Raw genomic sequence first — 26847 nt, 5'->3', positions numbered from 1 at the left:
GAGTCGTCGCTGCCTGGGCGCTGTCTACCTTCAGGCCATTACCTGGGATACCCCCGAGGAGGAACCATGGAAGCACCGATCCATCCGTTCGCCGACCTGTTCAAGCAACTGGGCCTGCCGGACGATGCCGTGAGCATCGACCAGTTCATCGCCTCCCATTCGCCGCTGAAGAACGAGGTCAAGCTGGTCGACGCGCCGTTCTGGACCGACGCCCAGCGCGCGTTCCTTAAGGAAAGCATCAACGAGGACGCCGACTGGGCGGTACCGTTCGACCAGCTCAACGAGGCCTTGCGTCGGCCCCGCAAATAAAGCGCCGAGTGGCACCTGATGGGTGATTTGAGCGTTGCTATGCTCAGGAAAACAAAAAGGGGATGGCGCGATGAAAGATCCCTACGCACCAGGCTTCTGGTGCACCGTGACGATCCTGGGCACCCTGACGGCCGGCTACTTCTACGGTATCCGCCACACCCATCAGATGAACCAGGCGGTGCAGTTCCTGTATGCCGCCGCCGCGGTCACCGCCGCGGTGGCGCTCTGCGGCCTGGCATGGATCGCCTGGCAGCATCTGCACCTGAACAAGCGCGAAGTGGCCCAGGGCCGAACGTTGGTGACCATCTGGAACACCAAGGTCGCGCTGCGCCGCGTCGAGACCGTGTTCGACCGCTATTTCTGGGGCAGCTACTGGCATTCCGGGCGCACCTTCGAAGAGGTCATGGGCGAGCTCAAGGGCACGCCGCTGGAGCAGAGCCTCGATGCCCTGAAGCTGCAATGCCGTGAACTGGATCGGGAGGTGCACGACCATCACCACCACTGGCTGGCCAACGCCCGCGACCTCTCCAGCGTGGCCACGGCCATGGCCCGCGAACGCTATCAACTGGACTTGTGCGACCCGCAGGGGCGCGACGGCGGCAACACCGCCGTGCTCAACCGTGACCTGGAAGTGCTGGTGTACACCTGGTCGGCGCGCCTGCGCAGCTTCGACCATCAGTTGGACGAGCTGGAGCGCGCCTACCACTAGGCAGGGTCATTCGCCGCGGATGTACTGCTCCAGTTGCAGGATCAGGTTGGCCTGTTCGGCGATGGTTTCCTTGACCAGGTCGCCGATCGACAGCAGGCCGAGCAACTGGCCGTTGTCGACCACCGGCAGGTGGCGCAGGTGACGGTTGGTCATGAGGTTCATGCAGTACTCCAGGTTCTGCTTCGGCTCCACGGTGACCACCGGCGCGCTCATGATCTCGCGCACCGGCGTGGCCGCCGACGAGCGCCCCTTGAGCACCAGCTTGCGCGCGTAGTCGCGCTCGCTGACGATCCCCACCACCTGGTTGCCTTCCACCACCGGCAGCGCGCCGACGTTCTTTTCCGCCAGCATTTTCAGGGCGTCGAGCACCGAGTCATCAGGGCCGATGGTGTAGACGGTCTGATGCTGGGCTTTGCTCTTGAGGATTTGTTCGACGTTCTTCATACAGGCCTCGGTGGGTGGGAACGGCACGCTGTTGTCAGTAAATAAAGCATCGGTGAGGACGCTGTGCACGGCAATGCGGAAAACGGCATGAACCTGATTGAAAAACGTCATGAGCCACTTCCGTGAAGCTGTGTACCGACCCTAGGCACAATGAAAAAGGGCGGCCTGCAGGCCGCCCGTTCTTCTTACGCAACAGATACTCAGGCGTTGCCCTTGGGGTTCGGGCCGAAGCGGTTGTTGCCCGGGGTGCCATTCTGGATCAGGAAAACCAGGTTGACGATCGGTACCAGCAACCACCAGCCACTGTGGTCGCCGTCATGCAGCCGACGTACCGCTACGGCGATGCTCGGTACCAGGACCAATAGGCGGAACAGGCCACTGAACACCTGCGTGATGCCGAACATGCCTTCGAAAAAGCCAAGTACAAACGAGATCAGCACGCAGTACAGGGTGAACATCCAGTATTCCTTGCGTCGTGCACGGCCCTGGAATACGGCGTACTTCTTGAGCACCTCGATGAACACGTTGCCGCTGGTGACTTGGGCGCTCATGGCAACACCGGGGGATGCAGTGACAACCTGTTGTGCGCCGCAAGCTGGGCAGCTCAAGGCAGATTGATGGATTTCTTTTGCGCAGCCACGGCAGAACACCATGCTCATGGTTTTTCTCTCACAAGTGGGTAATTGACAGGGTGATGAGGCTGATCAATGACACCGTCGAAATGACAATGCCGGCCACGCCCATGCTATTGCCGGTTTTTTTCTGGTTGATGCTGACAATGCCGAGAATCAGGCCGGTAAGCGCGAACGCGCTTAGGCCGAGCATGGTTTCTTGGTCCCAGGGGCCTTCACCGACCAGCGGCAAGATGCTGAGAATGCTGAAGATCAGGGAGGTGACAGCGGTCCAAGGTGACTCACCACTGGTGGTCTGGGCTGGCAGTGCGCTGGTGAGCTGGGGGGGGGCGCCACATTGTGGGCAGGTGAGAGCTGTTTCGTGCAACTGCTTGGCGCAGCCGCGGCAAAAAACCATTGCCGTGGAGAGTCCCTTTATGGCGTCCGTGGAACGCGTCCCTTTTCGATGCCCGCGCGCACCGTGCTGCAAGGCACTGGCACGGCGGTTGTTGCACCTTGATCTGCACACGGCAGAGCGAGCGGCAACTGTGTGCAGATTACCAAATATTTCATGCGTGGCAAAATAATGGCGCGAGACATTCTGCGCCCTCAGTCAGGCCTGACGATCACGTCGGGCAAGCCAGCACCTCCAGGTCTTCCGCCGTCCTGTTCGCGGACGAGGGCCTGGAGCGCGCCGGCTCGCTTGCGCCGTAACGGTCTGGCAACGCTCAGAGCTTCGGCATCTGCCCGATCCGCGCGACCATCTCGCTGATGATCTGCAAGTCCAGCATGAACTGCTCCACGGTCTTGAACTCGTTGTCGTTGTGCCCGGTGTACTTCACCCCTGGCATCGCCAGGCCGAACTGCACGCCGTTGGGCAGGTCGTGCACCGAGGTCGCGCCCGCCGAGGTGCCGAACGCGTGCGGCAGGCCGAGGTTCTCGGTGGCCACGTCGAGCAGCGCCTTGACCCACTCGCCTTCCGGGTTGCGGTACATCGGCTCGTCGAGGGTGTACTCGAAGGCCACCGAGGTGTGGCTCTTGCGGGCCCAGTCGCCGAGCTTGTCGGCCAGCTCGTCCTTGATCGTCGCCACCGGCTTGCCTTTCGGGATACGCAGGTTCACCGCCAGCTTCAGCGCCTTCTGGTCCAGGCCGACGAAGGTCAGCGAGGCGGTCAGCGGGCCCATGAAGTCATCCTTGAAGCCCACGCCCAGCTTGTTGCCCAGGTAGTCCAGGCCCCAGTTGTCGGCGGCGTAGCGGGCGGCGTCGGTGATGTGGTTGTGCTTGAGCGGCACCTGGGTGCCCAGGCCGTTGAGGAAGTCGAGCATGCGCGCCACCGGGTTGACCCCCGACTGCGGCGCCGAAGAGTGGGCCGAGACGCCGGTCACGGTCAGCAGCACGTTCTTGCCATCGACCTTGGCGTCGACCTTGAAGTCGCCGCCATTGGCCTTGGCGTACTCGGCGCCGGCCTTCTCCAGGCGCTGGGCCAGGTCTGCCGGGTTGCTGCCGACCAGGGTCGCCACCGAGGTGCTGGGGATCTGGTTGGTGGCCAGGCCGCCGGTCAGGCTGACCACTTCCGCGCCTTGGCCGGTGGCCGGGCGACGGCTGAAGCTGGCCATCACGGTGCCGTAGCCTTTTTCGGCGATCACCACCGGGTAGCCGCCGTCCAGCGCCAGGTTGTAGTCGGGCGTGGGATTGCGGGCGAAGTAGTAGGGGATGGCGTCGCCGGTGGTTTCCTCGGTGGTGTCGACCAGCAGCTTGAACTGGCGGGCCAGCGGCAGTTTCTCGTCCTTGGCCACCTTCAGCGCGTACAGCGCGACGATGATGCCGTTCTTGTCGTCCTCGGTGCCGCGGCCGTACATGCGGTCGCCGACCAGGGTGACCTTGAACGGGTCGAGGCGGGTGCCGTCGTCGAGCTTCCAGTTCTCCGGGGTCACCGGCACCACGTCGGCATGGGCGTGGATGCCGACCACTTCCTTGCCTTCGCCGAGGGAGATCTCGTACACGCGGTTGTCGACGTTGCGGAACTGCAGGCCGAAGCTTTCGGCCAGGGCCTTGATCTTGTCGGCGATCTTGTGGAATTGCGGGTTGTCGTGCTGCGCCAGGCCATCGACGCGGAAGGTCGGAATCTCGACCAGCTCACGCAGGTTCTCGGTGGCGGCCTTGCCGTACTTGATACGGGTGTACAGGCCCAGCAGTCGGTTGATCTCGTTCTGCTGCTCGGCGCTCAGCGGCGTACCTTTGCGGTAGGCGTCCAGGGTGGCGTGCAGGTTGTCGACCTTGGCCAGGTCGCTGTTGGCAAGCTTGCCGAGGAATTGCTTGAAGTCGGCGGGGTCGCTGCCGTCGTAGGCGTTGAGGATGGCGGCGGACTGCTGTGGGGAGAGGTTGGCCTGGGCGTGGTTGGCGAACAGCGCCAGGCTGGCGAGCATCAGGGTGGTAGCGGAAAGCTTGTTAAAGCGCATGCGCATTCCTTGGCAAGGTGTTGAAAGAGGAGGCCCGTTTGTAGGAAGCGGGAAGGTGCCCACGCTAACACCAATGGCATGCGTTGCGGGAGGGTCTGGAATGCGGGGTGGCGCACAAATGAAAAAGCCCCGGGACCATGCCCAGGGCTTTCGAAGATGGCGCACTCGGCGGGATTCGAACCCACGACCCCTGCCTTCGGAGGGCAAAACGAGGCCCAGTGTTTTCGGGGTGATGCCCGGTTTCATTGGGCTCTATCGTGTGGTTGTGTATGGATATACAGGCCGGTATAGTGCTTTTTGCTGTCACCCTGCTGTCACGGATCTGGAGTGCCATGAAGACCAAGTTCACCGCCAAGCTTCTGGCCACCCTGGCGCCCCAGGAAAAGGCCTACCGTGTGCACGACACCCAGCAGCCAGGCCTGTGCATCCGGGTGCTCCCGTCCGGCCACATGAGCTACATGGTGACTTGGGGCAGGAACAAGACGGCCACTTTGGGCCGGGTGAACGTGGTCACGCTCGAGCAGGCCCGCCGGGAAGCCGCCCGGTACCTGGCAGAGGCGCATGAGCACGGCGAGCCCATGGCGATCACCCAGGCGCGGCTATCAGACGCCATGCCGACGCTGGATGCATTTCTGCGCGACCAGTTCGAGCCCTGGGCGCTGGCGCACCAGCGCGACGGTGACAACAGCGTGCGCGCCATCCGTCACAGCTTCGCCGATCTGCTGGCGCTGCCCATGGACCAGGTCACGCAGAAGCGCATCGAGCAGGTGCGCACCGGCTGGCTGGCCGCCGGCCGCTCGCCGGCCACGGCAAACCGCAACGTCACCAGATTGAAAGGCCTGCTGAGCCGTGCTGTTGAGTGGGGCGTTCTACCTGAGCACCCGCTGGCAAAGGTGAAGCGGCTCAAGGTCGACGCACGCGGTAGGGTCCGATACCTGGGCCAGGCCGAGGAGCGGGCCCTGCGCAAGGCCCTGGACGACCGCGAGGAGGGCATTCGGGTCGACCGCGACAGCGCGAACGCCTGGCGCACCGCTCGCAATCGGGAGCTGCTGCCGGATCTGCGCGCTGCCAAGTTCGCCGACCACTTGAAACCACTGGTTCTGTTGTCACTGAATACCGGCATGCGTCGCGGTGAAGTGTTCAACTTGCATTGGCGTGACGTGAACTTTCAAGGGAAGTTTCTCACGGTAGAGGGCGAAACTTCCAAGTCGGGTCAGACCCGTCATATACCGCTGAACAAAGAAGCGCTTGCAGTATTGAAAGCGTGGCGCGGCGATCTTGTGCGCGTCGGATTTGTATTCCCGGCGAAGGACGCTGGTCGGCTTGACAACGTTAAAAAGAGTTGGGAAGGCGTGTTGAAGCTGGCCAAGGTCGATAACTTCCGTTGGCACGACTTACGGCACACGTTCGCGTCGAAGTTGGTTATGGCTGGCGTAGCACTGAACACCGTCCGCGAGCTGCTGGGGCACTCGGACATAGCCATGACCTTGCGCTATGCCCATCTGGCTCCAGACACGAAGGCCGCCGCTGTAGAGCTGATCTAGTCAGTCCCAGTCGTAGGACTCTGGAAAATGGCCGGTTGCCATAGCTGAGTCAACCAAGTCGTTCATCTTGGTCCAGTTTCTTCGCACCTTTTTAAGATCGATCCCTTCACCCGTTTTCCAGAATCTTCCTGCCAGTTCATCGAATAGGGTTTCATATGCATGATTCCCTGCGGCGAACTCAATTTTGTCGGTTCCCTTGAAGTACGGATCACCGAAAATCAGATCGAATAGCGACATGTCCTTTACAGACAGGATGGACGGGAAAAGTATTGCGGTTCTGAATAGTCTAGTTGGTCCGTCCACTGACCATATAAACATCAGAAGCTCGGCGAAATGAGCACTCTGGTATTTTTCGGGGTCCAGCTTGGTATCGCCGAACTCCGTAATCTTGATTTCCTTCACAAGGAATAGGTCGCGCAAAGATCGTTCAACGATAGTGGTTAGCGAGCGGTCTTCAAGCCTCGATAGCAAGTCCAGTCCAAATTTCAAATCTGGAGCCACGCGCAGAGACAGGGTCTCGGCCTTGGTTCTGCTCGATTGCGCCTTTGCCATCCCTTATCTCCTGTGCGGTCAATCCCCCAAGCATCTCATACAGAGAAAACTGTGTCGATACGTGTGGTCAAATGTACTGCAATGTACCGCATTAGCAAAAAATGTAGACATGGCGGTACATCACGGATATGGTTTGCCATACATGTACAACATTGCATTACACGCGCTGGAGGATTCATGGAGCAAGCAACCACCGTTCAACCGCTGGCTGTTGGGCCTGATGAGGCAGCACGCCTCACCAGCCACAGCCGCAGCGCTATCTACAGCGCGATCGCCAAGGGCGAATTGCAGGCATTCAAGTCCGGGAAGCGCCGACTCATCTTGGTGAGGGAGCTGGAGACGTGGATCAATCGAGTGGCACAGGAGAACGGAAGATGAGGCACGAAATCGACGCGGTACCGGAGTTGGCGGTTCTCAAGTTGAGTGCCGAGCAGCGCGAGATCCTGGCTGATTTGATCGAGGCTGAACGCGCTCACGCGTGCCGCTGGTGGACGATGCTCAATGAGATGCGCGCCCGTGGCCAGCTTCCGGACTGGGTGAAGGGCCAGGCTGTGGGCACCCAAGGGGATCACGGCGAATGGGCGGCGGCCTGCATCGATACCAACAGCGCATTGTTCGGCAAGCGCCGTTGCATCCACACCGAGGAAGAGGGTGTGAGGGTAGAGGTTTGGGCAGGTGATGTACTGGTGGAAGTAACCCGGCGCAGGGTTCCCAAGGTAGGGGCCTGCGCCGAGTCAGTAGAGCAGTTGCAGGAGGAGGTGCGCCAACACCTTTCCGGCGAAATCGCATTGGTAGGCACCAACGAGAGGAATCCATCGTGACAGAACAGCAGAGCAAGCACAACGGCTTTACGGATAACTACCGCACGGGAGAAGTCCTCTCGCCCGCCATCCTGGCCGACTACGAAGTGTTCCACCAAAACCAGGCGCGGGAGGCATTCAAGAAGCTAGAGCGGATTCTTGCGGTGCTGATCATCCCGGCCTTGGGTCAGCAGCACCCGATATCGAAGGACCTCTACGCGCAGCTGGAGAACGTCAAGCTCGGTTCACAGAACTTCTGCTGGCGCCACCGGCATATCGGCTACGCCTACGGGGCGTCCGAGCCGAGGAAGCATGGCGCTGAATCGAGGTCCTGATGGCCAAGAGGAAGACCCGCCGCGACTCGGATTGGGGAGGTCGTGGCGCGTACATGATCCCCAGGCTGCTGGGTGAACACCCCGACTTCACGACTATGACCGGTTCGGAGCTGCGCGTTTTCATGCTGCTGCTCTCGCAGTACCGCGGGAACAACAACGGCGATCTGGCAGCCACGCACTCGATGATGGAGGAGCGGGGCGGCATGGCCGAAGGAACGCTCGCCAAATCGCTGCAAGGCCTGCAGGAGCGAAACCTGATCGTGAAGAGCAGAACGAACATGAAGGGGCGGGAAGGGGCCAGGTGCGCACTGTATGCGTTGACCTGGTTGCCAATACACGAATGCCCGGGGAAAGGGTTGGAGATCGGCCCGACGAACACCGCGTCGCGGCGGCTGGCTGGCTGATGTTTACCAGCTTCATTTTTTGAAGTCATAGGCGCGATTTTTTGAAGCCTTCCCGAGGTTTTCGAGCTGTTGAAGGCAAATAACGCATCAATTTTTGAAGCCTTACCCGCCCGTTTTAGGTAGTTCCAGCTTCAAAAATTGAGCCCCTTTATAACTATTACCACCACAGGGATTTGAAATGAGCCGAGTTACAGCAAAGCAAGCCCGGTGCAGATCGCTGGCCGATGCCGGTTGCAAGCGAGCGGGCGGTTACACGTTTCTGGTGTTCGATTGGCTTCCGTGGACTACCGCCGGTTGCTGCCGAAAGTGCGCAGTGTTCGTGAAGCCGCAACTGCTCGCCGCCCAAGCCAGCACGATGGTCGGCCACCTGCAGCTGATCGTCGACAACGTGCCCAGGCAGCTGGCCATGGATTGCCTGGAGCCCAGTGAACGGGGTGCATCTCACGGCACGGGGTGCAGATGATGCAGGGCGGCATATGGTGCCGGGGTGCATTCGTCGAGTGCTCGCCGAGGCCGCAGCGAGCCATCGTCCACCGTGGCGTGCGCGCCACAGTGTGTCGGTAACGCCACAGTGGATTGTCGAGGCAGACGTTTTGGTCCGATTCGGCTCAACAGGTCCGAATCGGCATGGCTGGCGCGAGGTAGAAGGAGGGTAGAAACGCAGAGGATTCCGCTTGATCCGAAGCGGTTCATCCCGGCGCACAGCTTGACCCGCGTTAGATCGGAATTCTTCTGCATTTCAGCAGAGCCCGCGCTTGGCAAGGCTTGCAGTGCTTTGCGCGGATCAACCATAAGAGAGGATTCGCGCCTTACCTGCGCCTTATTGGAAATCCCGCATAAATCGCCCGAGGCCGCGCCGTTGCTGGCGTGCGGGCACCTTAACGAATTAGTGATAATGGAGGATTCGAATGGCTGACAGGATGGAGGATCGCGTGTCTGCCACCGAGGCTCTGCTGGCAGCGTCCTGCCGCGAATGGGAGCTGGTGCTGGCTGGCGACCGTTCCGTGGTCGAGACTGACGCCGAACGCCTGCTGGGCTACCGTCCTGGCACGCTTCGCGCTCAGCGCACCGAGGGTACTTGCCGCATACCTCGGCGCCAGGTGGGCAACCGCTGGCGCTACCGACTGAGCGACCTGGCGCTGTACATCGAGAACGGCTACTGCGATGCGTGAATCCGCGCAACGAGCCGCCATGGATTAGGCGGTTCCAGCGCCCCAAGCTGTGCCCATCGACCCATGAGGCACAGACAATGCGAGACCCCCGAGATTACACCCGTTACGTGATGGCCAAGGCAGTAGGCGGTGGTGACCCCATGCTTGCCCTGGGCTATGCCAAAGCCCACCTAGGCCCTGACAACGCCACCGTGAAGCTGCTGCAGAAGGATGCGATGGCCAGCGGCAACCTTGGCGACGACCCTGATTTCCGCGCTGCCGGTCGGGCGTTCGTGGAGATCGTCAAGGCGCGCTCCTTGCTCGGCAAGATTCAGGCGGCTGTGGGCTTCCGCACCGTACCCTTCCACACCCCCATCCTGACCCAGCAAGCGGCCCCGGTGGCCACCTGGGTGAGTGAGGGCGGCCCTATTCAAGTTGCCTCTGGCAGCTTCGAGCGCAGCAAGCTGGTAGACCGCAAGCTGGCCGGTATCGTCGTGATGACCACCGAGCTGCTGAAAGGCACTGGCGCCACCTTCGAGTCAGCGGTTAGCCGTGAGCTGGTGCGTGGCATCGCTGCCCTGGAGGGTTCCAGCTTCATCGACCCGACCAACGCTGGTGCTGCTGGCGTATCCCCGGCATCGATCACTCACGGCATTACCCCCATCCCCGGTACCGGCAATGCAGCCAAAGACATTGCTGCGCTGCTCGATGCGTTCCAGGGCGATCTGGAGACGGCTGTATTCATCACCTCACCCGAGGCAGGGGTCAGCCTGAATGCTGCTGGCTTCCTCGGTGCTGGCGCCCTGGGCGGCGATATCGGCGGCATCCCGCAAGTCACCTCCTCGACCGTCCAGCCTGGCACGGTGGTGCTGGTGGACGCTGCTGGTGTGCTGCTGGCTGATGACGGCGTGATCATGGACACCACCGACCAAGCCACGCTGATCGATAGCGATGGCCAGCCGCTCAACCTGTACATGGAGAACCTGAGCGCCATCAAGGTGGTGCGCCACCTGAACTGGGAAGTGGCCCGTGCTGGCGCTGTGGCGCTGCTGACTGGTGCCACCTGGTAATCGCCATGGAAACCAAGGATATGGAAATGCTGGCCAAGGGGCTGGCACAAGGCCTCAAGCCCAGGCTGGACCGCATCGACAAGAGCGCGGGTGACAGCCTCGACCTGATCGAAGACCTACAAGACCGGGTGGCGAAGCTGGAGGCCCTGGTGGCCCAGCTCACAGCCGGTTGATCAATGCACAGGACAAGTCGTGAGTGTCCTCAACAACCGCGACAGCCTGCGCGCTCGCGCTCCACAGGGGCAGTTCATAAGCGAGCGGCGGCAGGCCCCGAATGGGTGGGGGGTAGGTTCGATCTCAAAACCCTTCGCGCTCGGACACCGCGCCCAACTCATTCGCAGATTTTTTCCCCCCTACAGATTTTTGTTAACACCCCCTTTAACACCTGTTAACAGCAAAACGACCCCACCACCTACCCTGCAAGCCCCGCAACCAAAGGGCTGCGACCACTAAGGCGCCTACCAGGGTGTTAAAGGCGAGGTGTTAAAATCTGTTAAAGCCGGTGTTAAAGGTGTTAACGCTTTAACACCGGAGGCCACCATGGCTACGCAATCCCTTGGCACGCTCACCCTTGATCTAATTGCCCGGATTGGCGGTTTTACTGGGCCAATAGATCAAGCAGGCCGCGCAGCCAAGAAGTCTTCTAAAGAGATGGTTGAGGCTGCCAATCAGGCAAAGTTTGCCTGGAGCGCTTTGGGTGAGGTTGCTGCTGGAGTGGTCGCGGGTCTGTCCGTCGCAAGCATTTTCGGGAGATTTGTCACAGAAACCCGAAATGCGGAGAAGGAACAGGCGCAACTGAGCGCCGTCCTTCGTTCAACTGGTCAGTCCGCTGGTTTCAATCGAGACCAACTGAATGACATGGCCGATGCCATGGAGAAGGCGACCACGTTCTCTGGCGGCGATATCAATCAAGCGCAAACCACTCTTCTCGCATTCTCTGGAGTGGTCGGTAATCAGTTCAACCGGGCGCTCCAAGCTGCAGCCGACATGGCTGCACGTACAGGAGTTTCGGTTAAAGACGCAGCGGAAACTATTGGCAGAGCTCTGGACGTGCCGTCCAAAGGCCTCACCGCCCTCAGTAAGCAAGGTTTCCGCTTCACTGATGAGCAGAAGAAGATGGTCCTGGCGATGGAGTCTACAGGGAACGTCGCGGGCGCTCAGGGCATCTTCTTCAGTCGCTTGAAGAGTCCTATGGCGGCGCCGCTGCGGCTGCTCGGGATACTTTCGGCGGAGCAATGGAGGCCCTGCAAAACACAATCTCTGGCCTGCTGACTGGAGAGGGCAGCTTGACCGCAGCCAAGGATGTGGTTGAGGTGCTCAACAAGGTTCTTGGGTCGCCTGAAGCAAAAGTTGCCCTGGAGGCGACAGCCAAGGCCGCAGTTGTCTTAGCTGGGGTGCTTTCCGTACGTCTCGCAGCCGCAGCTGCTACTGCGGCTGCCTCCTTTGTTCGGGTCCAGTACGACACGGCTCGTTATCAGGCAACCCTCGCCACAATGGCCGGCGTAAGCAGGACGACCGCCGCCGGCATTACCGCAATGAGTGTTACAGCCAGGGCGGCATCTGCGTCGATGGCACTTCTTGGCGGCCCTGCAGGGGTATTGATTGCAGCTGGTACAGCCCTGACCTACTTCACAATGAAAACGGACGATGCGCGGAAGTCGCTCATTGACGTCAGTAGGCCACTTGATGAGCTGGCCGAAAAGTTCAGGACGCTTGGGCGCGATCAAAAGGCAGCACAGCTCGCTGAGTACACGGCCGATTTCGAGCAAGCCACCCGGGACCAGGCAGACGCCTACAGCACGCTGATGAGGCGAGTGAACCGTGACCTGGGCAGTTCGCTCTTCCCCCGAATCAAGAAAGAGTTCGACGAGGCTTACGCGGCAGGGCAGCCACTGTCTGTGGTCATTGAAGACCTGTCGCGGCGTTTCCGCCTCAAGCCGGAGGCTCTGCAGGCTTGGGTGGCACAGTCGGGCGCAGTTGCTGAGGCCGGCGAGAAAGCGTCCTATGCCGCCAGCCTAGTCAAGCGCCTCACCGATGAGTTCAACGCCAACACTGCTGCAGCGTCGACGAACGCAAACACGGTTCCCGAGCGATCCAAGGTTTATGAGGATCTTTCCAAGAAGATCAGGGAGCAGCTTGTCCTCGCCGGAAAGCGCACCGAGGCAGATAAGCTTGAAGCAAAGATCAAGGCGGGCCTGGTCGATGGATTAAAGGACGGCGAGGGCGAACTGCTGGTTGCGGAGCAGCGTCGAGCTGACGCAGCAAATAAAGCAGCCGAGGCGACTAAGAAGGCCGAGGAAGACGCCAAGTCGAGGGCCAAATCAGCAGCGGAAGCACTGAAGAAGCGCGGTGTGGACGCCGAGGAAGGCTACCGCCGCCAGATCGCCCTTATCGACGAAACCATCGGCAAGCAGGGCAAGGCTACCGAGGTGGCCAAGTTGGCCTTCGAGCTGGAGACCGGCAAGCTCAAGGGGGTCAGCGCCGAGCGCCAGAAGGTGCTGGAAGGCCTGGCAGCCGAGCTAGACGCCAAGATCAAGCTGCAGAAGCAGAACCAGGAAGACCTGAAGCTGGCCACCTACGCGGCCAACCTCAAGGACAGCAACACCATCGTCCGCCAGGGCTTCGAGCTGGAGATCGCTGGCGCTGGCCAGGGTGAGAAGCTGCGCTCGCGGATGCGGGAGAACCTGGCGATCGAGCAGGACTTCGCGAAGCAGCGCAACGAGCTCTACAAGCAGTACAAGGAAGCGGACCTGCTGGGCGATCCTGATGCCAAGGCGCGGTACGACAAGGAAACAGCCCTGCTGCGGGATGCCATGGCCGAGCGGATGCAGATCCAGGAGGACTACTACCGCAAGCAGGATGAACTGCAGGGCGACTGGCTCAGCGGCGCCAAGGATGCTTGGCAGGACTACGCCGACAGCGCCAAAGATCTGAATTCGCAGATGTACAGCGTCACCAGCAACACCCTGCGCAGTCTGGAGGATCAGACGGTCAACTTCGTGAAAACCGGCAAATTCAACTTCAACGACTTCGCCGAGGGGATCGCCAACGATCTGGTGCACATGCTTGTGAAGGTGGGCCTGCAGATGGCGGTCAACGCAGCGATCGGCGACACGGCTGCGGCCTCCTCGGCTGCGCTGGCGGCGGCTACTGGTACCGCAATGGCTGCAGCCTACGCTCCAGCGGCTGCCATGGCTTCCCTGGCTTCGTTCGGTGCCAACGCCGCCCCGGCTGCTGCTGCAATCTCCAGCACCACGGCGCTGGCCAGCAGCCTGTCGCTAGTCGGCATGGCGCATGACGGTATCGACAGCGTCCCGCGCGAGGGCACCTGGTTGCTGCAGAAGGGCGAGCGGGTAACCACGGCGAACACCAGCGCCAAGCTGGATCGCACCCTGAGCGATATCCAGCAGAGCGGAGCAGGTTCTCTTGGGTCCGGCCAGGCACTCACCGTCAATCAAACCTTCAACGTCAATGGTGACGTCAGTGAAAGAACATTGTCGACGATGGCCGCCATGTGTGACCAAGCAGTAGAGCGTGCAGCCGCTCGAGTTTTTAATGACGTCAAAACCAATGGACCAATCACAAGACAGATGAGGAAATCTATCTGATGAACATCAATCAAATTGACCACAATGAACTAGTCGTCGCTATTGCGGGAGTCGTGAGCGACCAGGTGTTCAAGGTGGACACAGGGGAAAGGTCTGCGCGGGACCACGTCGAGCGGTCCGAACTGGTAGCGGTGATCATGGGGCACATAACGGCAGCCCTGTGGAACCTCGACCCCGATCTACAGCCGATCACTGCCGAACAAGCTGTAGTCAGAATGCGGCAAAACCTGATGCCGCTCCTACGCGAATTCATCAAGCCTGTAGAGGTAGGCAAGTGATCCGCAATCACCATGGGGGTGTCCTCATATTTGAGGAGACCACCTGACTTGCCAGGCTTTCGAGCGGCACTGAATCTAGTGCGTCAGGCATGAAAAAGCCCCGATATTCGGGGCTTTTTGCTGTCACGCTGCTGTCACGGCCTTGGCCTGCTGTCAGTGTGATGCCACGGAAGGGGCAGAATTCATGGCGCACTCGGCGGGATTCGAACCCACGACCCCTGCCTTCGGAGGGCAGTACTCTATCCAGCTGAGCTACGAGTGCAACGGGGCGCAATCATACCCATCTGTGTTGGTGGCGTCCATCGCCTTGATCCGTAGCTGTTTTTGCCTGTTCCGGCGCCATCTATCCATATGCCATATCGGTATTTCCCAGCCACCCCTTATGCTCGCTACTCTCTGGTCACAACTTGTTATAACAAGTCAGCCAACCAGCGAAACGAGACCCATGGCCGAACTGCTCCCCTTGTCCCCGGTACCGCTCTATACCCAGCTTAAGGAACTGCTGCGCGAGCGCATTCTCGACGGCACCTACCCACCGCACAGCCGCATGCCGTCGGAGAGCGAGCTGGGCAAAGCCTTCGAGGTCAGCCGCATCACCGTGCGTCAGGCGCTGGGCGACCTGCAGAAGGAAGGGCTGATCTTCAAGATCCACGGCAAGGGCACCTTCGTCGCCAAGCCCAAGGCGTTCCAGAACGTCAGCACCCTGCAAGGGCTGGCCGAGTCGATGACGCAGATGGGCTACGAAGTGCTCAACCGCCTGCGCAGTTTCCGCCACGTGCCGGCCAACGCCCTGGTGGCGGCGCGCCTGCAAGTGGAGGAGGGCAGCCTGGTCACCGAGATCCGCCGGGTGCGCTTGATCAACCGCGAGCCGATCTCGCTGGAGCTGACCTGGTTGCCCAAGGCCGTTGGGGAAAAGCTGGAAAAAGCCGACCTGGTCACCCGCGACATCTTCCTGTTGCTGGAGAACGACTGCGGCATCGCCCTCGGCCATGCGGACCTGGCCATCGACGCAGTGCTCGCCGACAGCGACCTGACCCAGGCCCTGGAAGTGGAAGAGGGCTCGCCGATCATGCGTATCGAGCGCCTGACCCACGCCGCCGACGGTACGCCGCTGGACTTCGAACACCTCTACTACCGCGGCGATGCCTTCCAGTACCGCCTGCGCATCGACCGCCAGAAAGGGGCCAAGCCATGAGCATCGCCACCCAGGACTACGACATCATCGTCATCGGCGGCGGCACCGCCGGGCCGATGGCCGCGATCAAGGCCAAGGAGCACGACAAGACCCTGCGCGTGCTGCTGCTCGACAAGGCCAACGTCAAGCGCAGCGGCGCCATCAGCATGGGCATGGATGGCCTGAACAACGCCATCATCCCCGGCCACGCCACGCCCGAGCAGTACACCAAGGAAATCACCGTGGCCAACGACGGCATCGTCAACCAGGCCGCTGTGCACGCCTACGCCACCCACAGCTTCGAGACCATCGAGCAGCTCGACCGCTGGGGTGTGAAGTTCGAGAAGGACGAAACCGGCGACTACGCGGTGAAGAAGGTCCACCACATGGGCGCCTACGTGCTGCCGATGCCCGAGGGGCACGACATCAAGAAGGTGCTGTACCGCCAGCTCAAGCGCGCCCGGGTGGAGATCAGCAACCGCATGGTCTGCACCCGTGTGCTGCTCGACGGCGAAGGCGCCGCCGCCGGGGTGCTCGGTTTCGACTGCCGCAGCGGTGAGTTCCGCGTGGTCCGCGCCAAGGCGGTGATCCTCGCCTGTGGCGCCGCCGGGCGCCTGGGCCTGCCGTCGTCCGGTTACCTGATGGGCACCTACGAGAACCCGACCAACGCTGGCGACGGCTACGCCATGGCCTACCATGCTGGTGCCGAGCTGGCCAACCTCGAGTGCTTCCAGATCAACCCGTTGATCAAGGACTACAACGGCCCGGCCTGCGCCTACGTCACCGGCCCGCTGGGTGGCTACACCGCTAACAGCAAGGGCGAGCGCTTCATCGAGTGCGACTACTGGAGCGGGCAGATGATGTGGGAGTTCCACCAGGAGCTCGAAGGCGGCAACGGCCCGGTGTTCCTCAAGCTCGACCACCTGGCCGAGGAAACCATCCAGACCATCGAAGAAATCCTGCACAGCAACGAACGCCCCAGCCGTGGCCAATTCCACGCCGGGCGTGGCACCGACTACCGCCAGCACATGGTCGAGATGCACATCTCCGAGATCGGCTTCTGCTCCGGGCATTCGGCCTCGGGGGTGTGGGTCAACGAAAAGGCCGAGACCAGCGTGAAGGGCCTGTACGCCGCCGGCGACATGGCCGCGGTGCCGCACAACTACATGCTCGGCGCCTTCACCTATGGCTGGTTCGCCGGGGCCAACGCCGCGCGCTACGTGCAGGGCCGTGAATTCGCCGAGGTCGATACGGCGCAGGTCGAGCGCGAGCAGGCGCGGGTGTTCGCCCCGCTGCAGCGCGAGCACGGCCTGCCGCCGGCGCAGGTCGAGTACAAGCTGCGGCGCATGGTCAACGACTACCTGCAACCGCCGAAGGTGACCAAGAAGATGGAGATCGGCCTGGCGCGCTTTGCCGAGATCGAGCGCGACCTGGCGCAGATGAAGGCCAGCAACCCCCACGAGTTGATGCGCGCGATGGAGGTGGCGGTCATCCGCGACTGTGCCGAGATGGCCGCGCGGGCCTCGCTGTTCCGCGAGGAGAGCCGCTGGGGGTTGTACCACCACCGGGTGGACTACCCCGAGCGCAACGACGGCGAGTGGTTCTGCCACTGTCACCTGAAGAAGGGCGAGGACGGAGAAATGACCAGCTTCAAGAAACCGGTCGAGCCGTACCTGATTGCGCTGGATGCCGACGAACAGACCGCCTACGACCGGCTGCGGGTGAAGGCCGATGCGGCGTGAGGCTTGACACCCTCTCGCGGGGCAAGCCCGCTCCCACAGGCACGGCGGCGCCCCTGTAGGCGCGGGCTTGCCCCGCGATCCCCTGATTCCAAAACGAGGGCCAAAAGGCCCCTAGGACCCCGTGAAATGGCCTACCAACCCCAGGAAATCTTCTTCCGCAGCAGCGCCCCGGTGACCATCGACGAAGACAAGTGCATCGCCGAAAAAGGCTGCACCGTCTGCGTCGAGGTCTGCCCCATGGACCTGTTGGCCATCAACCCAGCCACCCAGAAGGCCTACATGGCCTTCGACGAATGCTGGTACTGCATGCCCTGCGAGAAGGACTGCCCGACCGGCGCCGTGAAGGTGGATATCCCCTACCTGCTGCGCTAGCTCCGCACCCAAGCCATCCGGCGAACCACCGGACGCCCGCACCGCAAGCCCCTCGTTTCCCACCACCCAAGCCTGGTGGCGGAGACGATTCCAATACCTAAATGATTCGAGGGGAAACACCCATGCGCCTTGTAGCAACCGTGGCCGGCCTCGCGCTGGCGATCGCTGGCCTGAACGCCAGCGCCGAGACCATCCGTGTGGCCATCGGCACCCAGGACACCACCATCAACTGCGCCACCGGCGGCCTGCTGATCCGCGAGCTGGGCCTGCTCGACAAGTACCTGCCGCACGACGGCAAGTACAAGGACGCCACCTACCAGGTCGAGTGGAAGAACTTCACCAGCGGCGCGCCGCTGACCAACGAGATGGTCGCCGGCAAGCTCGACTTCGGCGCCATGGCCGACTTCCCCGGTTCGTTCAACGGTGTCGCCCACCTCGACGCCGGCAAGCGCAGCCTGTTCATCAGCGTGCTCTCCGGCAGCGTGCACGGCAGCGGCAACGGCATCGTGGTGCCGGCTTCCTCCAGCGTGCAGTCGCTGGCCGAGCTCAAGGGCAAGACCATCTCCGTGCCGTTCGCCTCCACCGCCCACGGCATGCTCTTGCGCGCCATCGCCGCCCAGGGCTGGGACCCGGCCAAGGACGTGAAGATCATCGCCCAGGCCCCGGAAATCGCCGGCTCCGCCCTGCGCAGCAACCGCATCGAAGCGCACGCCGACTTCGTGCCGTTCGCCGAGCTGTTCCCCAACCGTGGCTTCGCCCGCAAGATCTACGACGGCTCCCAGGCCAACGCGCCGACCTTCCACGGCGCGCTGGTCGATGGCGACTACGCGAAGAAGTACCCGGAAGTGGTCACCGCCTACCTGCGCGCCAGCCTCGAAGCCAACCGCCTGATCGCCGCCGAGCCCGAGAAGTACAGCGAGCTGATCGAGAAAGTCACCGGCATCGAGGCCGAGGTCAACTACCTGTTCCACGGCCCGCTCGGCCTGCAGACCCGCGACCTGACCTGGAAGCCTGAATACCGCCAGGCCGTGGCCACCTCCATCGACACCCTGAAGCTGCTGAAGAAGACCGATCGCGGCCTGGACACCCAGCAGTTCATCGACGACCAGTACATCCGCGCGGCCTTCAAGCAGGCCGGCCAGGACTACGACAAGGCCCTGAAGGACTACGCCCCGCTGCCGCTCAAGGCCAACGACGCCGCGACCGGCAAGCCGATCACCGACTTCAGCCGCCTGGCGCAGATCTGGGTGCGTGGCGAGGACAAGGTGCGCCACTACGCCTCGCCCGAGGCCGCGCTCACCGCCCTGGCCCAGCTGGAACAGGAAGGCAAGGACATCCGCGCCATCTATGCCCAGGCCGCCGACAGCGGCATCAAGCTGCTGGCCAACCAGGCCTGGTTCGTGCGCAACGGCAAGGGTGAGCTGGCCGCCTTCCTGCTCAAGGACCAGGCCGAGCAGTACGCCAAGGCCCACGGCGGCGAGACGCTGGACTTCACCGGCGCCAACCGCACCCTGGTCGCCCAGCGCTGACCGGCCCCACCCGGAGAACCCCGATGAGCCGCTCCCTCGCCCGCTGGCCCGTGCGCTTGGCCTCGCTGCTGGCCTGCCTGCTGTTCTGGCAGTTGGCCGCCAGCCACAAGCTGAACCTGGGCCTGTTCACCTTCACCTACGTGCCCACTCCGGGCGCGGTGCTCGACGCCGCGTGGCAACTGCTGGCCTCCAACGCGCTGCTGGCGCACCTGACCAGCAGCCTGTCGCGCGTGTTCGCCGGCTACCTGTCGGCGGCGCTGCTGGGCGTGGCGCTGGGGCTGCTGATCGGTCGCTCGAAGTGGGCCGAGGACACCCTGCTGCCGCCGCTGGAAGTGCTGCGGCCGATCCCGGCGGTGGCGTGGATTCCCCTGGCGATCCTGATGTTCCCGTCCTCGGAGCTGTCGATGGTGTTCATCACCTTCACCGGCGCGTTGTTCCCCATCCTGCTCAACACCGTGCACGGCGTGGAAGCGGTCGACCCGCGCCTGGTGGCCTCGGCGCGCAGCCTGGGCGCCGGGCGCTGGGCGATCCTGCGCGAGGTGGTGCTGCCGGGGGCGCTGCCGAGCATCGTCACGGGCCTTGCGATCGGCATGGGCACCTCGTGGTTCTGCCTGGTCACCGCCGAGATGATCTCCGGGCAGTTCGGCATCGGTTACTACACCTGGGAGTCCTACACCTTGCAGAACTACCCCGACATCATCGTCGGCATGCTGCTGATCGGCGTGCTCGGCATGGGCAGCAGTGCCTTGGTCAAGCGCCTTGGCGCGCTCGCCACCCCGTGGTACCGGGCGCGGAGGGCGTCATGATGAGCAGCTACCAACAGGCCCCGGAGCCGGGGCGCATCGAGGCGCGTGGCGTGTCGATCCGCCTGGGCGAGGGCCGTGCGGCGTTCGAGGCGGTACAGGCGCTGGACCTGGCCATCGCCCCGGGCGAGTTCGTCTGCATCCTCGGCCCCTCGGGCTGCGGCAAGTCCACCTTGCTCGGCGCCCTGGCCGGGCACCTGACGCCCGCCAGCGGCCAGTTGCTGGTGGACGGCCAGGCCATCGACGGGCCATCGCCCGAGCGCGGCATGGTGTTCCAGCACCACACCCTGCTGCCCTGGCGCAGCGTGCTCGACAACGTCGCCTTCGGCCTGAAGATGCAGGGCCAGAGCAAGCCTGAGCGTCACCGCCGGGCCTACGAGCTGCTGCACCTGGTGGGCCTGGCCGACTTCGCCGACCGCTGGCCGAGCCAACTCTCCGGTGGCATGCAGCAGCGTGCGGAAATCGCCCGGGTGCTGATCAACCGCCCGCGCCTGTTGCTGATGGACGAGCCCTTCGGCGCCCTCGACGCGCAGACCCGCGCGCGCATGCAGGAGCTGCTGCTGGACATCTGGACCCGCATCCGCACCACCGTGGTGTTCGTCACCCACGATATCGACGAGGCGCTGTTCCTCGCCGACCGCGTGCTGGTGATGAGCCCGCGCCCCGGGCGCTTCATCGAAGACCTGCGCCTGGATTTCCCGCGCCCACGCCGCGCCAGCCTGTTGACCAGCCCGGCGTTCACCCACCTCAAGCGTCACTGCCTGGCCCTGCTGCGCCACGAGGAAGGCCGCGAATTGCCGCGCCTGACCCCGCTCGGCCTGCCCGACAGCGACCACCCACCGCTACGGATCGCCCTATGACCGAACGAACCACCGACAACCCCGACATCCTCGACCTGCTGCCGCGCCTGAACGACGCCGATGAAGGCGTGCGGCGCATCGCGCTGATCGAGCTGGCCGACCTGGAAGACCCCGACGGCCTGCCGTGGCTCACCGATGCGCTGCTGGTCGACCCCCGCGCCGAGGTGCGCGCCGAAGCCGCGCGGCTGCTCGAAGCCTGGGAGGAGCCGGAAGTGGTGCAGGCCTTGTGCGCGGCCCTGGCCGATGCCGCCGAACCGGTGCGCCTGGCGGCGGCGCAGAGCCTGAGCGAGCTCAAGAGCCTGGAGGCCGGGCTGCTGATCTTGCCCTGGGCCGCGCATGCCGATGCCTTCGTGCGCGCCAGTGCCCTGCGTGCCCTGCGCGAGCTGCGCCTGGAAGAGGCGGCGACCCCGGCGCTGCTGGCGCTGGCGGACAGCGTTGCGGCAGTGCGCCGCGAGGCGGTGGGCATTCTGGGTTGGCTCAAGCACGAACCGGCGTTGCCCGCCCTGGCGCGCCTGGCCGGCAGCGAACCGGACACCGAGGTGCGCCGCGCCGCCATCGGCGCCCTGGGCCTGGCCCGCGATGCCCGCGTGCTGCCGGCGCTGATCGCGGCGTTGGCCGACGAGGCCTGGCAGGTGCGCGAAGAAGCCGCCACCACCTTGGGCAAGGTCGGCCATGCCGATGCCGGCCCGGCCTTGGTCCAGGCGCTGGACGACAGCTACTGGCAGGTGCGCCTGCGCGCGGCGCGTTCGCTGGGGCGCTTGCGCCATCGCCAGGCGCTGGCGGCGTTGGCCGAACTGCTCGGCCACGGCATCGCCAACCTGCGCAAGGAGGCCGCGCTGGCCCTCGGTGAGCTGGGCGACACCCAGGCCCTGGCGGCCTTGCGCGTGGCCGAAGGCGACAGCGACCCGGAGGTGCGCAAGGCCGTGCGCATCGCCCTGGCGCAGTTGCAGGGCGCGGCGTGATGAACGCGCCCAGCGCCGTGTTGAACCTGCGCAGCGAGGGCGCGTTGGCGCTGCAATGGGGCGAGGTGCGGCAGGTGATCAGCCATGCCCGCCTGCGCGGCGCCTGCCCCTGTTCGCAGTGCCGGGCGGCGCGGTTGCGCGGCGGTATCAGCCTGGTCGCCGACGGGGTGCGGGTGGAGCGCATCGAGCCTCAGGGGTACGGGGTGCAGTTGGTGTTCAGCGATGGCCATGACCGGGGCATCTACCCCTGGGTTTACCTGCGCGAGCTGGGTTGAAACCAGTGGCCCAGTCGCGGGGCGAGCCCGCGATAGGGCCCTCCCTGGCAACCCTTCAGTCACAGGGCGATCAACTCCGGCCGCAACCCCTCCACCCGCGGCGCCACCGGCTTCAGGTACCCGCCATCCCCGGTAATCTGGTGCAGCACCTTCTCGCGCAACCCATGCAGCGCCACCCCGGTGCGTAGCCGCGGGTGCGGCAGGTCCACCTCGACCACCGCCTTGATCCGCCCGGGCCGCGGCTCCAGCACCACCACCCGGTCGGCCAGGTAGGTGGCCTCTTCCGCATCATGGGTGACCAGCAGGGTGGTGATCCCCGCCCGCTCACGAATCGCCAGCAGTTCGTCCTGCAGCTGCTGGCGAGTCAGCGCATCCAGCGCGCCGAACGGCTCGTCCAGCAGCAGGATGCGCGGGCTCGCCACCAACCCTCGGGCGATCGCCACGCGCTGCGCCATACCGCCGGAAAGCTGGTGCGGGTACGCCGACTCGAAACCCACCAGGCCCACCAACTGCACGAACTCATGCACCCGCCGCGCCCGCTCGCCCTGGGTCAGCCGCTCGTTGACCAGCCCCAGGGCGATGTTCTGTTCCACGTTCAACCAGGGGAACAACCGGTGCTCCTGGAACACGATGCCGCGTTCGCCACCGATGCCGGTCACCGGCTGGCCGTCGATGCGGATGCTGCCGCTGAAGTCGGTGTCCAGCCCCACCAGCAGGCGCAGCAGGGTCGATTTGCCGCAGCCCGAGGCGCCGACGATGGCGATGAACTCGCCCTCGTTGATCGACAGGTCGAAATCGCGGATGGCCTCGAACGGCTGGCCGTCGACGCTGAAGACCTTGCCCACGCGCTCGAAGCTGACCAGCGGCGGCGTGGCGTCGGGTTGGTTGGCCGCGTGCAGGGCCGAGGTGTTGAAAGCGTTCATGCGGATCTCCAGCGCGTGGCGCGCGATTCGAGGCGTTGTCCAAGGTGGCCGAGCAGGGCGCCGACCAGGCCGATCAGCAGCATCGCCGCCATCACCTGGTCCATGCGAAACAGCTGCTGCGCGCCGAGCATCAGGCTGGCGATGCCGCCGTCCGACGGCATGAAGTACTCGGCGCCGATAGTGCCCAGCCAGGCGTAGATCAGCGACAGGCGCAGGCCGGCGAAGATCGCCGGCGCCGCCCCCGGCAGCACCAGCAGGCGCAGGCGCCGGGGCAGGTCCAGGCGCAGGGCGCGGGCGGCCTCGCCCAGCTGGGGCGACAGGCCGGCGACGCCGCGCTGGGTGGCGATGAACAGCGGGAAGAACGCCGCCAGGCCGACGAACACGCCCTTGGCCGCTTCCCCCAGGCCGAACCACGCGGTCAGCAGCGGCACCCAGGCGAACAGCGCGACTTGGCGCAGCGCCGACAGGCTCGGCCCGAGCAGGCGCTCGCTGTTGCGCGACAACCCCAGCAGCAGACCCAGCGCGAAGCCGGCACCGCCGCCCAGCGCCAGGCCGGTCAGTGCGCGGCCCAGGCTCAGGGCCATGGCCTCGGGCAGCGAGGCGTCGGCGAAGCCGGTCAGCAGGCTGCGCAGCACGTCCAGCGGCGAGGTGAGGATATTGGCGTCGACCCAGCCGAAACGGTTGCTCGCCTGCCAGGCCAGCAGCAGCGCCAGCGGCAGCAGCAAGGCGTGCCAGGTGCGTGGCGGGTCGCCCTGGCGCTGCTCGCCGGTGGCCGGCAGCGGCCAGTGCAGCAGGTTGCGCTCCAGGCGCGAGAAGCCACGGTCCATCAAGGCGCCGACCAGGCCGATCACCAGGATGCAGACGAACACCAGGTCGAGCATGAACAACTGCCGGCCCCAGACCATCAGGTAGCCGATGCCCTCGCTGGAAGCCAACAGTTCCACCGCCAGCAGCGAGGTCCAGCCGGTGGCCAGGGCCAGGCGCACACCGGCCAGGAAGGCGGGCAGGGCGGCCGGCAGCAGCAGGCGCAGGAACAGCAGGTGACGCGGTAGGCGCAGCACCGCGGCGGCTTCGTGCAGCTTGGGTTGGGCATCGCGCACGCCGACCAGGGTGTGCAGGGTCACCGGCACGATCACCGCCTTGACCAGCACCACCAGCTTGAGCAGCTCGCCGATGCCGAAGAACAGCATGAACAGCGGAATCCACGCCAGGGTGGGAATCTGCGCCAGCGCCACAAAGCTCGGCAGCACCAGTGTCTGCGCCCGCCGCGACGCACCGAGCCAGGTGCCCAGCAGCAAGCCGCCGCCGATGCCAGCCAGCAGCCCCCAGGCCAGCCGCTGCAGGCTGATCCACAGGTGCCCCCAGAGCTCACCGGTGCCGTACTCCAGTGCCGTCTGCCAGACCAGCGCCGGCGCTGGCAGGATCTGCTCGCTCATCCACCGCTGGTCACTGGCGACCGCCCACAACGCCGCGATCGCCAACGGCAACAGCCAAGGCAGGAGCCGTCGGCTGTCGTGGGAGCGGCCTTGCGCCGCGAAAGGGCCGCGCGCCGGCCCCCAGCCCCACCCCCGGCGCTTGCTCAAAGTCTCGCCCATCGGTCCCTCTCTCGAAGCGTTTCAAGGTTATGCATTTATGGAATTAAAAATTCACAAGAAATGACTTCAAGAGATAAGAACATGCAAGCCATGCATCGGGAAGGCCCTTGCCGTTGCGTTTTCCTCATATTTTCGATGCGTTTCGTGCAAGCCCTCCGCCGGCCCGCATGCCGCCTGATTTATGTCTTCTGGTTACTGAAAAATGAAGTTTTGATCTTTGTTGGCAACGCCCCGGCGCGCCTAGCTTCTGCCCAAAGCGCCGGCCATCGCCGGTGGCAGCCTGCCAAGGAGCCGTGTCATGAAAACCCCGTTGCGCCACCTGCTCACCCCCCTGCTGGCCAGCCTGCTGAGCGCCTTGCCGCTGGCGGCCCACGCCGCCGAGGGCGATAAGCCCGAGGCCATCCGCATCGCCGTGCCGGACCTCGGCGCCGGCAGCCAGCCCAGCTCCGGCGGTGGCGTGGTCGAGGTGCTGCGCGCCCAGCAACTGCTGGAAAACGAGTTCGCCAAGGACGGTATCCGCATCGATTGGCGCTTCTTCAAGGGGGCCGGGCCGGTGATCAACGAAGCCCTGGCCAACGGCCAGGTGGACTTCGCCTACCTGGGCGACCTGGCCGCGATCATCGGCAAGGCCAACGGCCTCGACACCCGGGTGTTGTCCGCCGGGGCGCGCGGGGGCAAGAGCTACCTGGGCGTGGTCCCCGGGTCGGGCATCAAGACGCTGCAAGACCTCAAGGGCAAGCGCGTGGCGGTGTTCCGTGGCACCGCCAACCAGCTGTCGTTCGCCAGCGCCCTGGCCAGCCAGGGCTTGTCCGAGCGTGAGCTGAAGATCGTCAACCTGGACTTGAACGCCGCCAACGCCGCCCTCGCCGCCAAGCAGATCGACGCCACCTGGGGCCTGGGCAACCTGCTGTCGCTGCGTGAGCGCGGGCTGGTCGAACTGCCGCTGAACTCCCGCGACCTCAAGGGCGCCGGCGGCATCCAGTCGGTGTTGGTGGGCACCGGGGCGTTCATCCGCCAGCACCCGGACCTGGTGGCACGCCTGGTCCAGGCCCAGGAGCGGGCCAGCCAGTGGCTGCGTGACGAAGACAACCGCACGGCCTATGTCGACCTCGTCGCGCGCAACGCCAACTGGCCGAAAGTGATCCTCGAAGGCGAGTTGGCCAACGAGAGCCTGGCCCATTACTTCGATCCACGCCTGGACGCCGAATTCGTCGGCTTGCTGCAACAGGGCGTCGACCTGGCGGCGAAGGAACGCCTGATCCGTCGAGGCTTCCAGGTCTCCGACTGGATCGAGCCGCGCTTCATCGACGCTGCCCTGCAATCTCAACAGGCCACCCAGGCCGCCCGCTGATACCTGACCTCGTGAGGACCACACCGATGAGCAACGCTGCATTGGCCACCGCGCCACACACCGTCGAACTCGACATCCACCCCGTCGCCGGGCGCATCGGCGCCGAGATCCGTGGGGTGAAGCTGTCCGCCGAGCTCGATGCCGAAACCGTCGAAGCGATCCAGGCCGCGCTGGTGCGGCACAAGGTGGTCTTCTTCCGCGACCAGGCGCACCTCGATGACCTGGGCCAGGAAGGCTTCGCCAAGCGCCTCGGCGAGCCGATCGCCCACCCCACGGTGCCGGTGGTCGACGGCACCCACTACCTGCTGCAGCTCGATGGCGCCGAAGGCCAGCGGGCCAACTCCTGGCACACCGACGTGACTTTCGTCGACGCCTACCCCAAGGCCTCGATCCTGCGCAGCGTGGTGGCGCCGGCCTCCGGTGGCGACACCGTGTGGGCCAACACCGCCACGGCCTACCAGGAACTGCCCGCGCCGTTGCGCGAGTTGGCCGACAAGCTCTGGGCCGTGCACAGCAACGAGTACGACTACGCCAGCGCCAAGCCCGACGTCGATGCGGACAAGCTCGAACGCTACCGCAAGGTGTTCACCTCGACGGTATACGAGACCGAACACCCAGTGGTGCGGGTGCACCCGGTCAGCGGCGAGCGGGTGTTGCAGCTGGGGCATTTCGTGAAGCGCATCAAGGGCTATTCGCTGGCCGATTCGCAGCACCTGTTCGCCGTGCTGCAGGGGCATGTGACGCGCCTGGAGAACACCGTGCGCTGGCGCTGGCGGGCCGGTGACGTGGCGATCTGGGACAACCGCGCGACACAGCACTACGCGGTGGACGACTACGGCACCCAGCCGCGCATCGTGCGCCGGGTGACGCTGGCTGGGGAGGTGCCGGTGGGCGTGGATGGGCAGTTGAGCCGGACCACGCGCAAGGGTTGAGATCCCTATCGCGAGGCAAGCCCGCTCCAGCGGTTGCGCTGAGCCCGGAGCGGGC

30 protein-coding genes and 1 tRNA gene are annotated in these 26847 nt (G+C 64.2%); 23 read left to right on the top strand and 8 right to left on the bottom strand.

What is annotated here, in order from left to right:
* Positions 1 to 66: 66 nt before the first annotated feature.
* Positions 67 to 309 carry a DUF2789 domain-containing protein gene (locus tag P0Y43_RS26255; protein ID WP_275640157.1) on the top strand — a complete coding sequence of 81 codons (243 nt, stop codon included), beginning with the start codon at positions 67 to 69 and terminating at the stop codon, positions 307 to 309.
* A gap of 70 nt (positions 310 to 379) precedes the next feature.
* Positions 380 to 1018, top strand: a complete 639-nt coding sequence (locus P0Y43_RS26250; protein WP_275640156.1) for an NADH:ubiquinone oxidoreductase subunit N — start codon at positions 380 to 382, stop codon at positions 1016 to 1018.
* A 6-nt stretch (positions 1019 to 1024) separates the two neighbouring features.
* Here P0Y43_RS26250 and P0Y43_RS26245 read toward each other — a convergent pair whose 3' ends face one another.
* From P0Y43_RS26245 to P0Y43_RS26230, 4 genes are all read right to left on the bottom strand, one after another.
* On the bottom strand, positions 1025 to 1462 hold the full coding sequence (locus P0Y43_RS26245; RefSeq protein ID WP_275640235.1) for a CBS domain-containing protein: 438 nt from the start codon (positions 1460 to 1462) through the stop codon (positions 1025 to 1027).
* 200 nt (positions 1463 to 1662) lie between these two features.
* Positions 1663 to 2121 (bottom strand): DUF805 domain-containing protein, encoded by a 459-nt coding sequence (locus P0Y43_RS26240; RefSeq protein WP_430540282.1) that lies wholly within the window; start codon positions 2119 to 2121, stop codon positions 1663 to 1665.
* Positions 2122 to 2131: 10 nt separating this feature from the next.
* Entirely contained in the window at positions 2132 to 2491 is a 360-nt protein-coding gene (locus P0Y43_RS26235) for a DUF4190 domain-containing protein (protein ID WP_275640155.1), read from the bottom strand.
* Between the two features lie 310 nt (positions 2492 to 2801).
* Complete coding sequence (locus P0Y43_RS26230; RefSeq protein WP_275640154.1) at positions 2802 to 4532, bottom strand: dipeptidase; 1731 nt, start codon at positions 4530 to 4532, stop codon at positions 2802 to 2804.
* 332 nt (positions 4533 to 4864) lie between these two features.
* Here P0Y43_RS26230 and P0Y43_RS26225 point away from each other — a divergent pair, with 332 nt between their 5' ends.
* Complete coding sequence (locus tag P0Y43_RS26225) at positions 4865 to 6076, top strand: tyrosine-type recombinase/integrase (RefSeq protein WP_275640153.1); 1212 nt, start codon at positions 4865 to 4867, stop codon at positions 6074 to 6076.
* Here P0Y43_RS26225 and P0Y43_RS26220 read toward each other — a convergent pair whose 3' ends face one another.
* Positions 6077 to 6628, bottom strand: a complete 552-nt coding sequence (locus P0Y43_RS26220; RefSeq protein WP_275640152.1) for a hypothetical protein — start codon at positions 6626 to 6628, stop codon at positions 6077 to 6079.
* A 177-nt stretch (positions 6629 to 6805) separates the two neighbouring features.
* Here P0Y43_RS26220 and P0Y43_RS26215 point away from each other — a divergent pair, with 177 nt between their 5' ends.
* The 10 genes from P0Y43_RS26215 (at position 6806) to P0Y43_RS26170 (ending at position 14274) form a co-directional block, all read left to right on the top strand.
* On the top strand, positions 6806 to 7006 hold the full coding sequence (locus P0Y43_RS26215) for a helix-turn-helix domain-containing protein (RefSeq protein ID WP_275640151.1): 201 nt from the start codon (positions 6806 to 6808) through the stop codon (positions 7004 to 7006).
* Positions 7003 to 7449 (top strand): hypothetical protein, encoded by a 447-nt coding sequence (locus P0Y43_RS26210; protein WP_275640150.1) that lies wholly within the window; start codon positions 7003 to 7005, stop codon positions 7447 to 7449. Before P0Y43_RS26215 ends, P0Y43_RS26210 begins: the two co-directional genes overlap by 4 nt.
* Positions 7446 to 7763 (top strand): hypothetical protein, encoded by a 318-nt coding sequence (locus P0Y43_RS26205; protein WP_275640149.1) that lies wholly within the window; start codon positions 7446 to 7448, stop codon positions 7761 to 7763. Before P0Y43_RS26210 ends, P0Y43_RS26205 begins: the two co-directional genes overlap by 4 nt.
* On the top strand, positions 7763 to 8167 hold the full coding sequence (locus P0Y43_RS26200) for a hypothetical protein (protein WP_275640148.1): 405 nt from the start codon (positions 7763 to 7765) through the stop codon (positions 8165 to 8167). Before P0Y43_RS26205 ends, P0Y43_RS26200 begins: the two co-directional genes overlap by 1 nt.
* Positions 8168 to 9075: 908 nt before the next feature.
* Entirely contained in the window at positions 9076 to 9339 is a 264-nt protein-coding gene (locus P0Y43_RS26195; RefSeq protein ID WP_275640147.1) for a helix-turn-helix domain-containing protein, read from the top strand.
* 77 nt (positions 9340 to 9416) lie between these two features.
* Positions 9417 to 10388: a phage major capsid protein gene (locus P0Y43_RS26190; protein WP_275640146.1), complete on the top strand. Its 972-nt coding sequence runs from the start codon at positions 9417 to 9419 to the stop codon at positions 10386 to 10388.
* Positions 10389 to 10393: 5 nt separating this feature from the next.
* Complete coding sequence (locus P0Y43_RS26185) at positions 10394 to 10561, top strand: hypothetical protein (RefSeq protein WP_275640145.1); 168 nt, start codon at positions 10394 to 10396, stop codon at positions 10559 to 10561.
* A 367-nt stretch (positions 10562 to 10928) separates the two neighbouring features.
* Positions 10929 to 11660 (top strand): phage tail length tape measure family protein, encoded by a 732-nt coding sequence (locus P0Y43_RS26180; protein ID WP_275640144.1) that lies wholly within the window; start codon positions 10929 to 10931, stop codon positions 11658 to 11660.
* A 14-nt stretch (positions 11661 to 11674) separates the two neighbouring features.
* Positions 11675 to 13996 carry a phage tail tape measure protein gene (locus P0Y43_RS26175; protein WP_275640143.1) on the top strand — a complete coding sequence of 774 codons (2322 nt, stop codon included), beginning with the start codon at positions 11675 to 11677 and terminating at the stop codon, positions 13994 to 13996.
* Entirely contained in the window at positions 13996 to 14274 is a 279-nt protein-coding gene (locus P0Y43_RS26170) for a hypothetical protein (protein WP_275640142.1), read from the top strand. The genes P0Y43_RS26175 and P0Y43_RS26170 overlap by 1 nt, the downstream gene beginning before the upstream one ends.
* A 185-nt stretch (positions 14275 to 14459) precedes the next feature.
* On the opposite strand, the gene P0Y43_RS26165 is transcribed toward P0Y43_RS26170, so the two are convergent.
* Positions 14460 to 14536: transfer RNA gene (locus P0Y43_RS26165), tRNA-Arg, on the bottom strand.
* Positions 14537 to 14719: 183 nt separating this feature from the next.
* On the opposite strand from P0Y43_RS26165, the gene P0Y43_RS26160 reads away from it, so the two are divergent.
* From P0Y43_RS26160 to P0Y43_RS26125, 8 genes are all read left to right on the top strand, one after another.
* A complete protein-coding gene (locus P0Y43_RS26160; protein WP_275640141.1) occupies positions 14720 to 15469 on the top strand; it encodes a GntR family transcriptional regulator in 750 nt (249 codons plus the stop codon).
* Positions 15466 to 17190: a fumarate reductase/succinate dehydrogenase flavoprotein subunit gene (locus P0Y43_RS26155; RefSeq protein WP_275640140.1), complete on the top strand. Its 1725-nt coding sequence runs from the start codon at positions 15466 to 15468 to the stop codon at positions 17188 to 17190. The genes P0Y43_RS26160 and P0Y43_RS26155 overlap by 4 nt, the downstream gene beginning before the upstream one ends.
* A 126-nt stretch (positions 17191 to 17316) precedes the next feature.
* Positions 17317 to 17562, top strand: coding sequence for a 4Fe-4S dicluster domain-containing protein (locus P0Y43_RS26150; protein ID WP_008096634.1), 246 nt, complete (start codon positions 17317 to 17319; stop codon positions 17560 to 17562).
* A gap of 122 nt (positions 17563 to 17684) precedes the next feature.
* Entirely contained in the window at positions 17685 to 19091 is a 1407-nt protein-coding gene (locus P0Y43_RS26145) for an ABC transporter substrate-binding protein (RefSeq protein ID WP_275640139.1), read from the top strand.
* A 23-nt stretch (positions 19092 to 19114) separates the two neighbouring features.
* Positions 19115 to 19897: an ABC transporter permease gene (locus P0Y43_RS26140; RefSeq protein ID WP_275640138.1), complete on the top strand. Its 783-nt coding sequence runs from the start codon at positions 19115 to 19117 to the stop codon at positions 19895 to 19897.
* A complete protein-coding gene (locus tag P0Y43_RS26135; RefSeq protein ID WP_275640233.1) occupies positions 19897 to 20754 on the top strand; it encodes an ABC transporter ATP-binding protein in 858 nt (285 codons plus the stop codon). Before P0Y43_RS26140 ends, P0Y43_RS26135 begins: the two co-directional genes overlap by 1 nt.
* Positions 20751 to 21716, top strand: coding sequence for a HEAT repeat domain-containing protein (locus P0Y43_RS26130; RefSeq protein ID WP_275640137.1), 966 nt, complete (start codon positions 20751 to 20753; stop codon positions 21714 to 21716). Before P0Y43_RS26135 ends, P0Y43_RS26130 begins: the two co-directional genes overlap by 4 nt.
* Positions 21716 to 21991: a DUF971 domain-containing protein gene (locus P0Y43_RS26125; protein ID WP_275640136.1), complete on the top strand. Its 276-nt coding sequence runs from the start codon at positions 21716 to 21718 to the stop codon at positions 21989 to 21991. The genes P0Y43_RS26130 and P0Y43_RS26125 overlap by 1 nt, the downstream gene beginning before the upstream one ends.
* Positions 21992 to 22050: 59 nt before the next feature.
* Here the strand turns inward: P0Y43_RS26125 and P0Y43_RS26120 are convergent, their stop codons facing one another.
* Complete coding sequence (locus P0Y43_RS26120; protein ID WP_275640135.1) at positions 22051 to 22914, bottom strand: ABC transporter ATP-binding protein; 864 nt, start codon at positions 22912 to 22914, stop codon at positions 22051 to 22053.
* Positions 22911 to 24509 carry an ABC transporter permease gene (locus P0Y43_RS26115; RefSeq protein WP_275640134.1) on the bottom strand — a complete coding sequence of 533 codons (1599 nt, stop codon included), beginning with the start codon at positions 24507 to 24509 and terminating at the stop codon, positions 22911 to 22913. The genes P0Y43_RS26120 and P0Y43_RS26115 overlap by 4 nt, the downstream gene beginning before the upstream one ends.
* A gap of 298 nt (positions 24510 to 24807) precedes the next feature.
* Here P0Y43_RS26115 and P0Y43_RS26110 point away from each other — a divergent pair, with 298 nt between their 5' ends.
* Together P0Y43_RS26110 and P0Y43_RS26105 are read left to right on the top strand one after the other, a co-directional pair.
* Entirely contained in the window at positions 24808 to 25860 is a 1053-nt protein-coding gene (locus P0Y43_RS26110; RefSeq protein ID WP_275640133.1) for an ABC transporter substrate-binding protein, read from the top strand.
* A 26-nt stretch (positions 25861 to 25886) separates the two neighbouring features.
* Positions 25887 to 26792, top strand: coding sequence for a TauD/TfdA dioxygenase family protein (locus tag P0Y43_RS26105; protein ID WP_275640132.1), 906 nt, complete (start codon positions 25887 to 25889; stop codon positions 26790 to 26792).
* Positions 26793 to 26847: the final 55 nt, after the last annotated feature.

Origin of the sequence: Pseudomonas entomophila (genome assembly GCF_029193575.1) — a bacterium.
Classification (GTDB): Bacteria; Pseudomonadota; Gammaproteobacteria; order Pseudomonadales; family Pseudomonadaceae; genus Aquipseudomonas; species Aquipseudomonas entomophila_G.
Note: the sequence above shows the minus strand (reverse complement) of the source record. Positions and strands in the feature narration are given on the sequence as shown.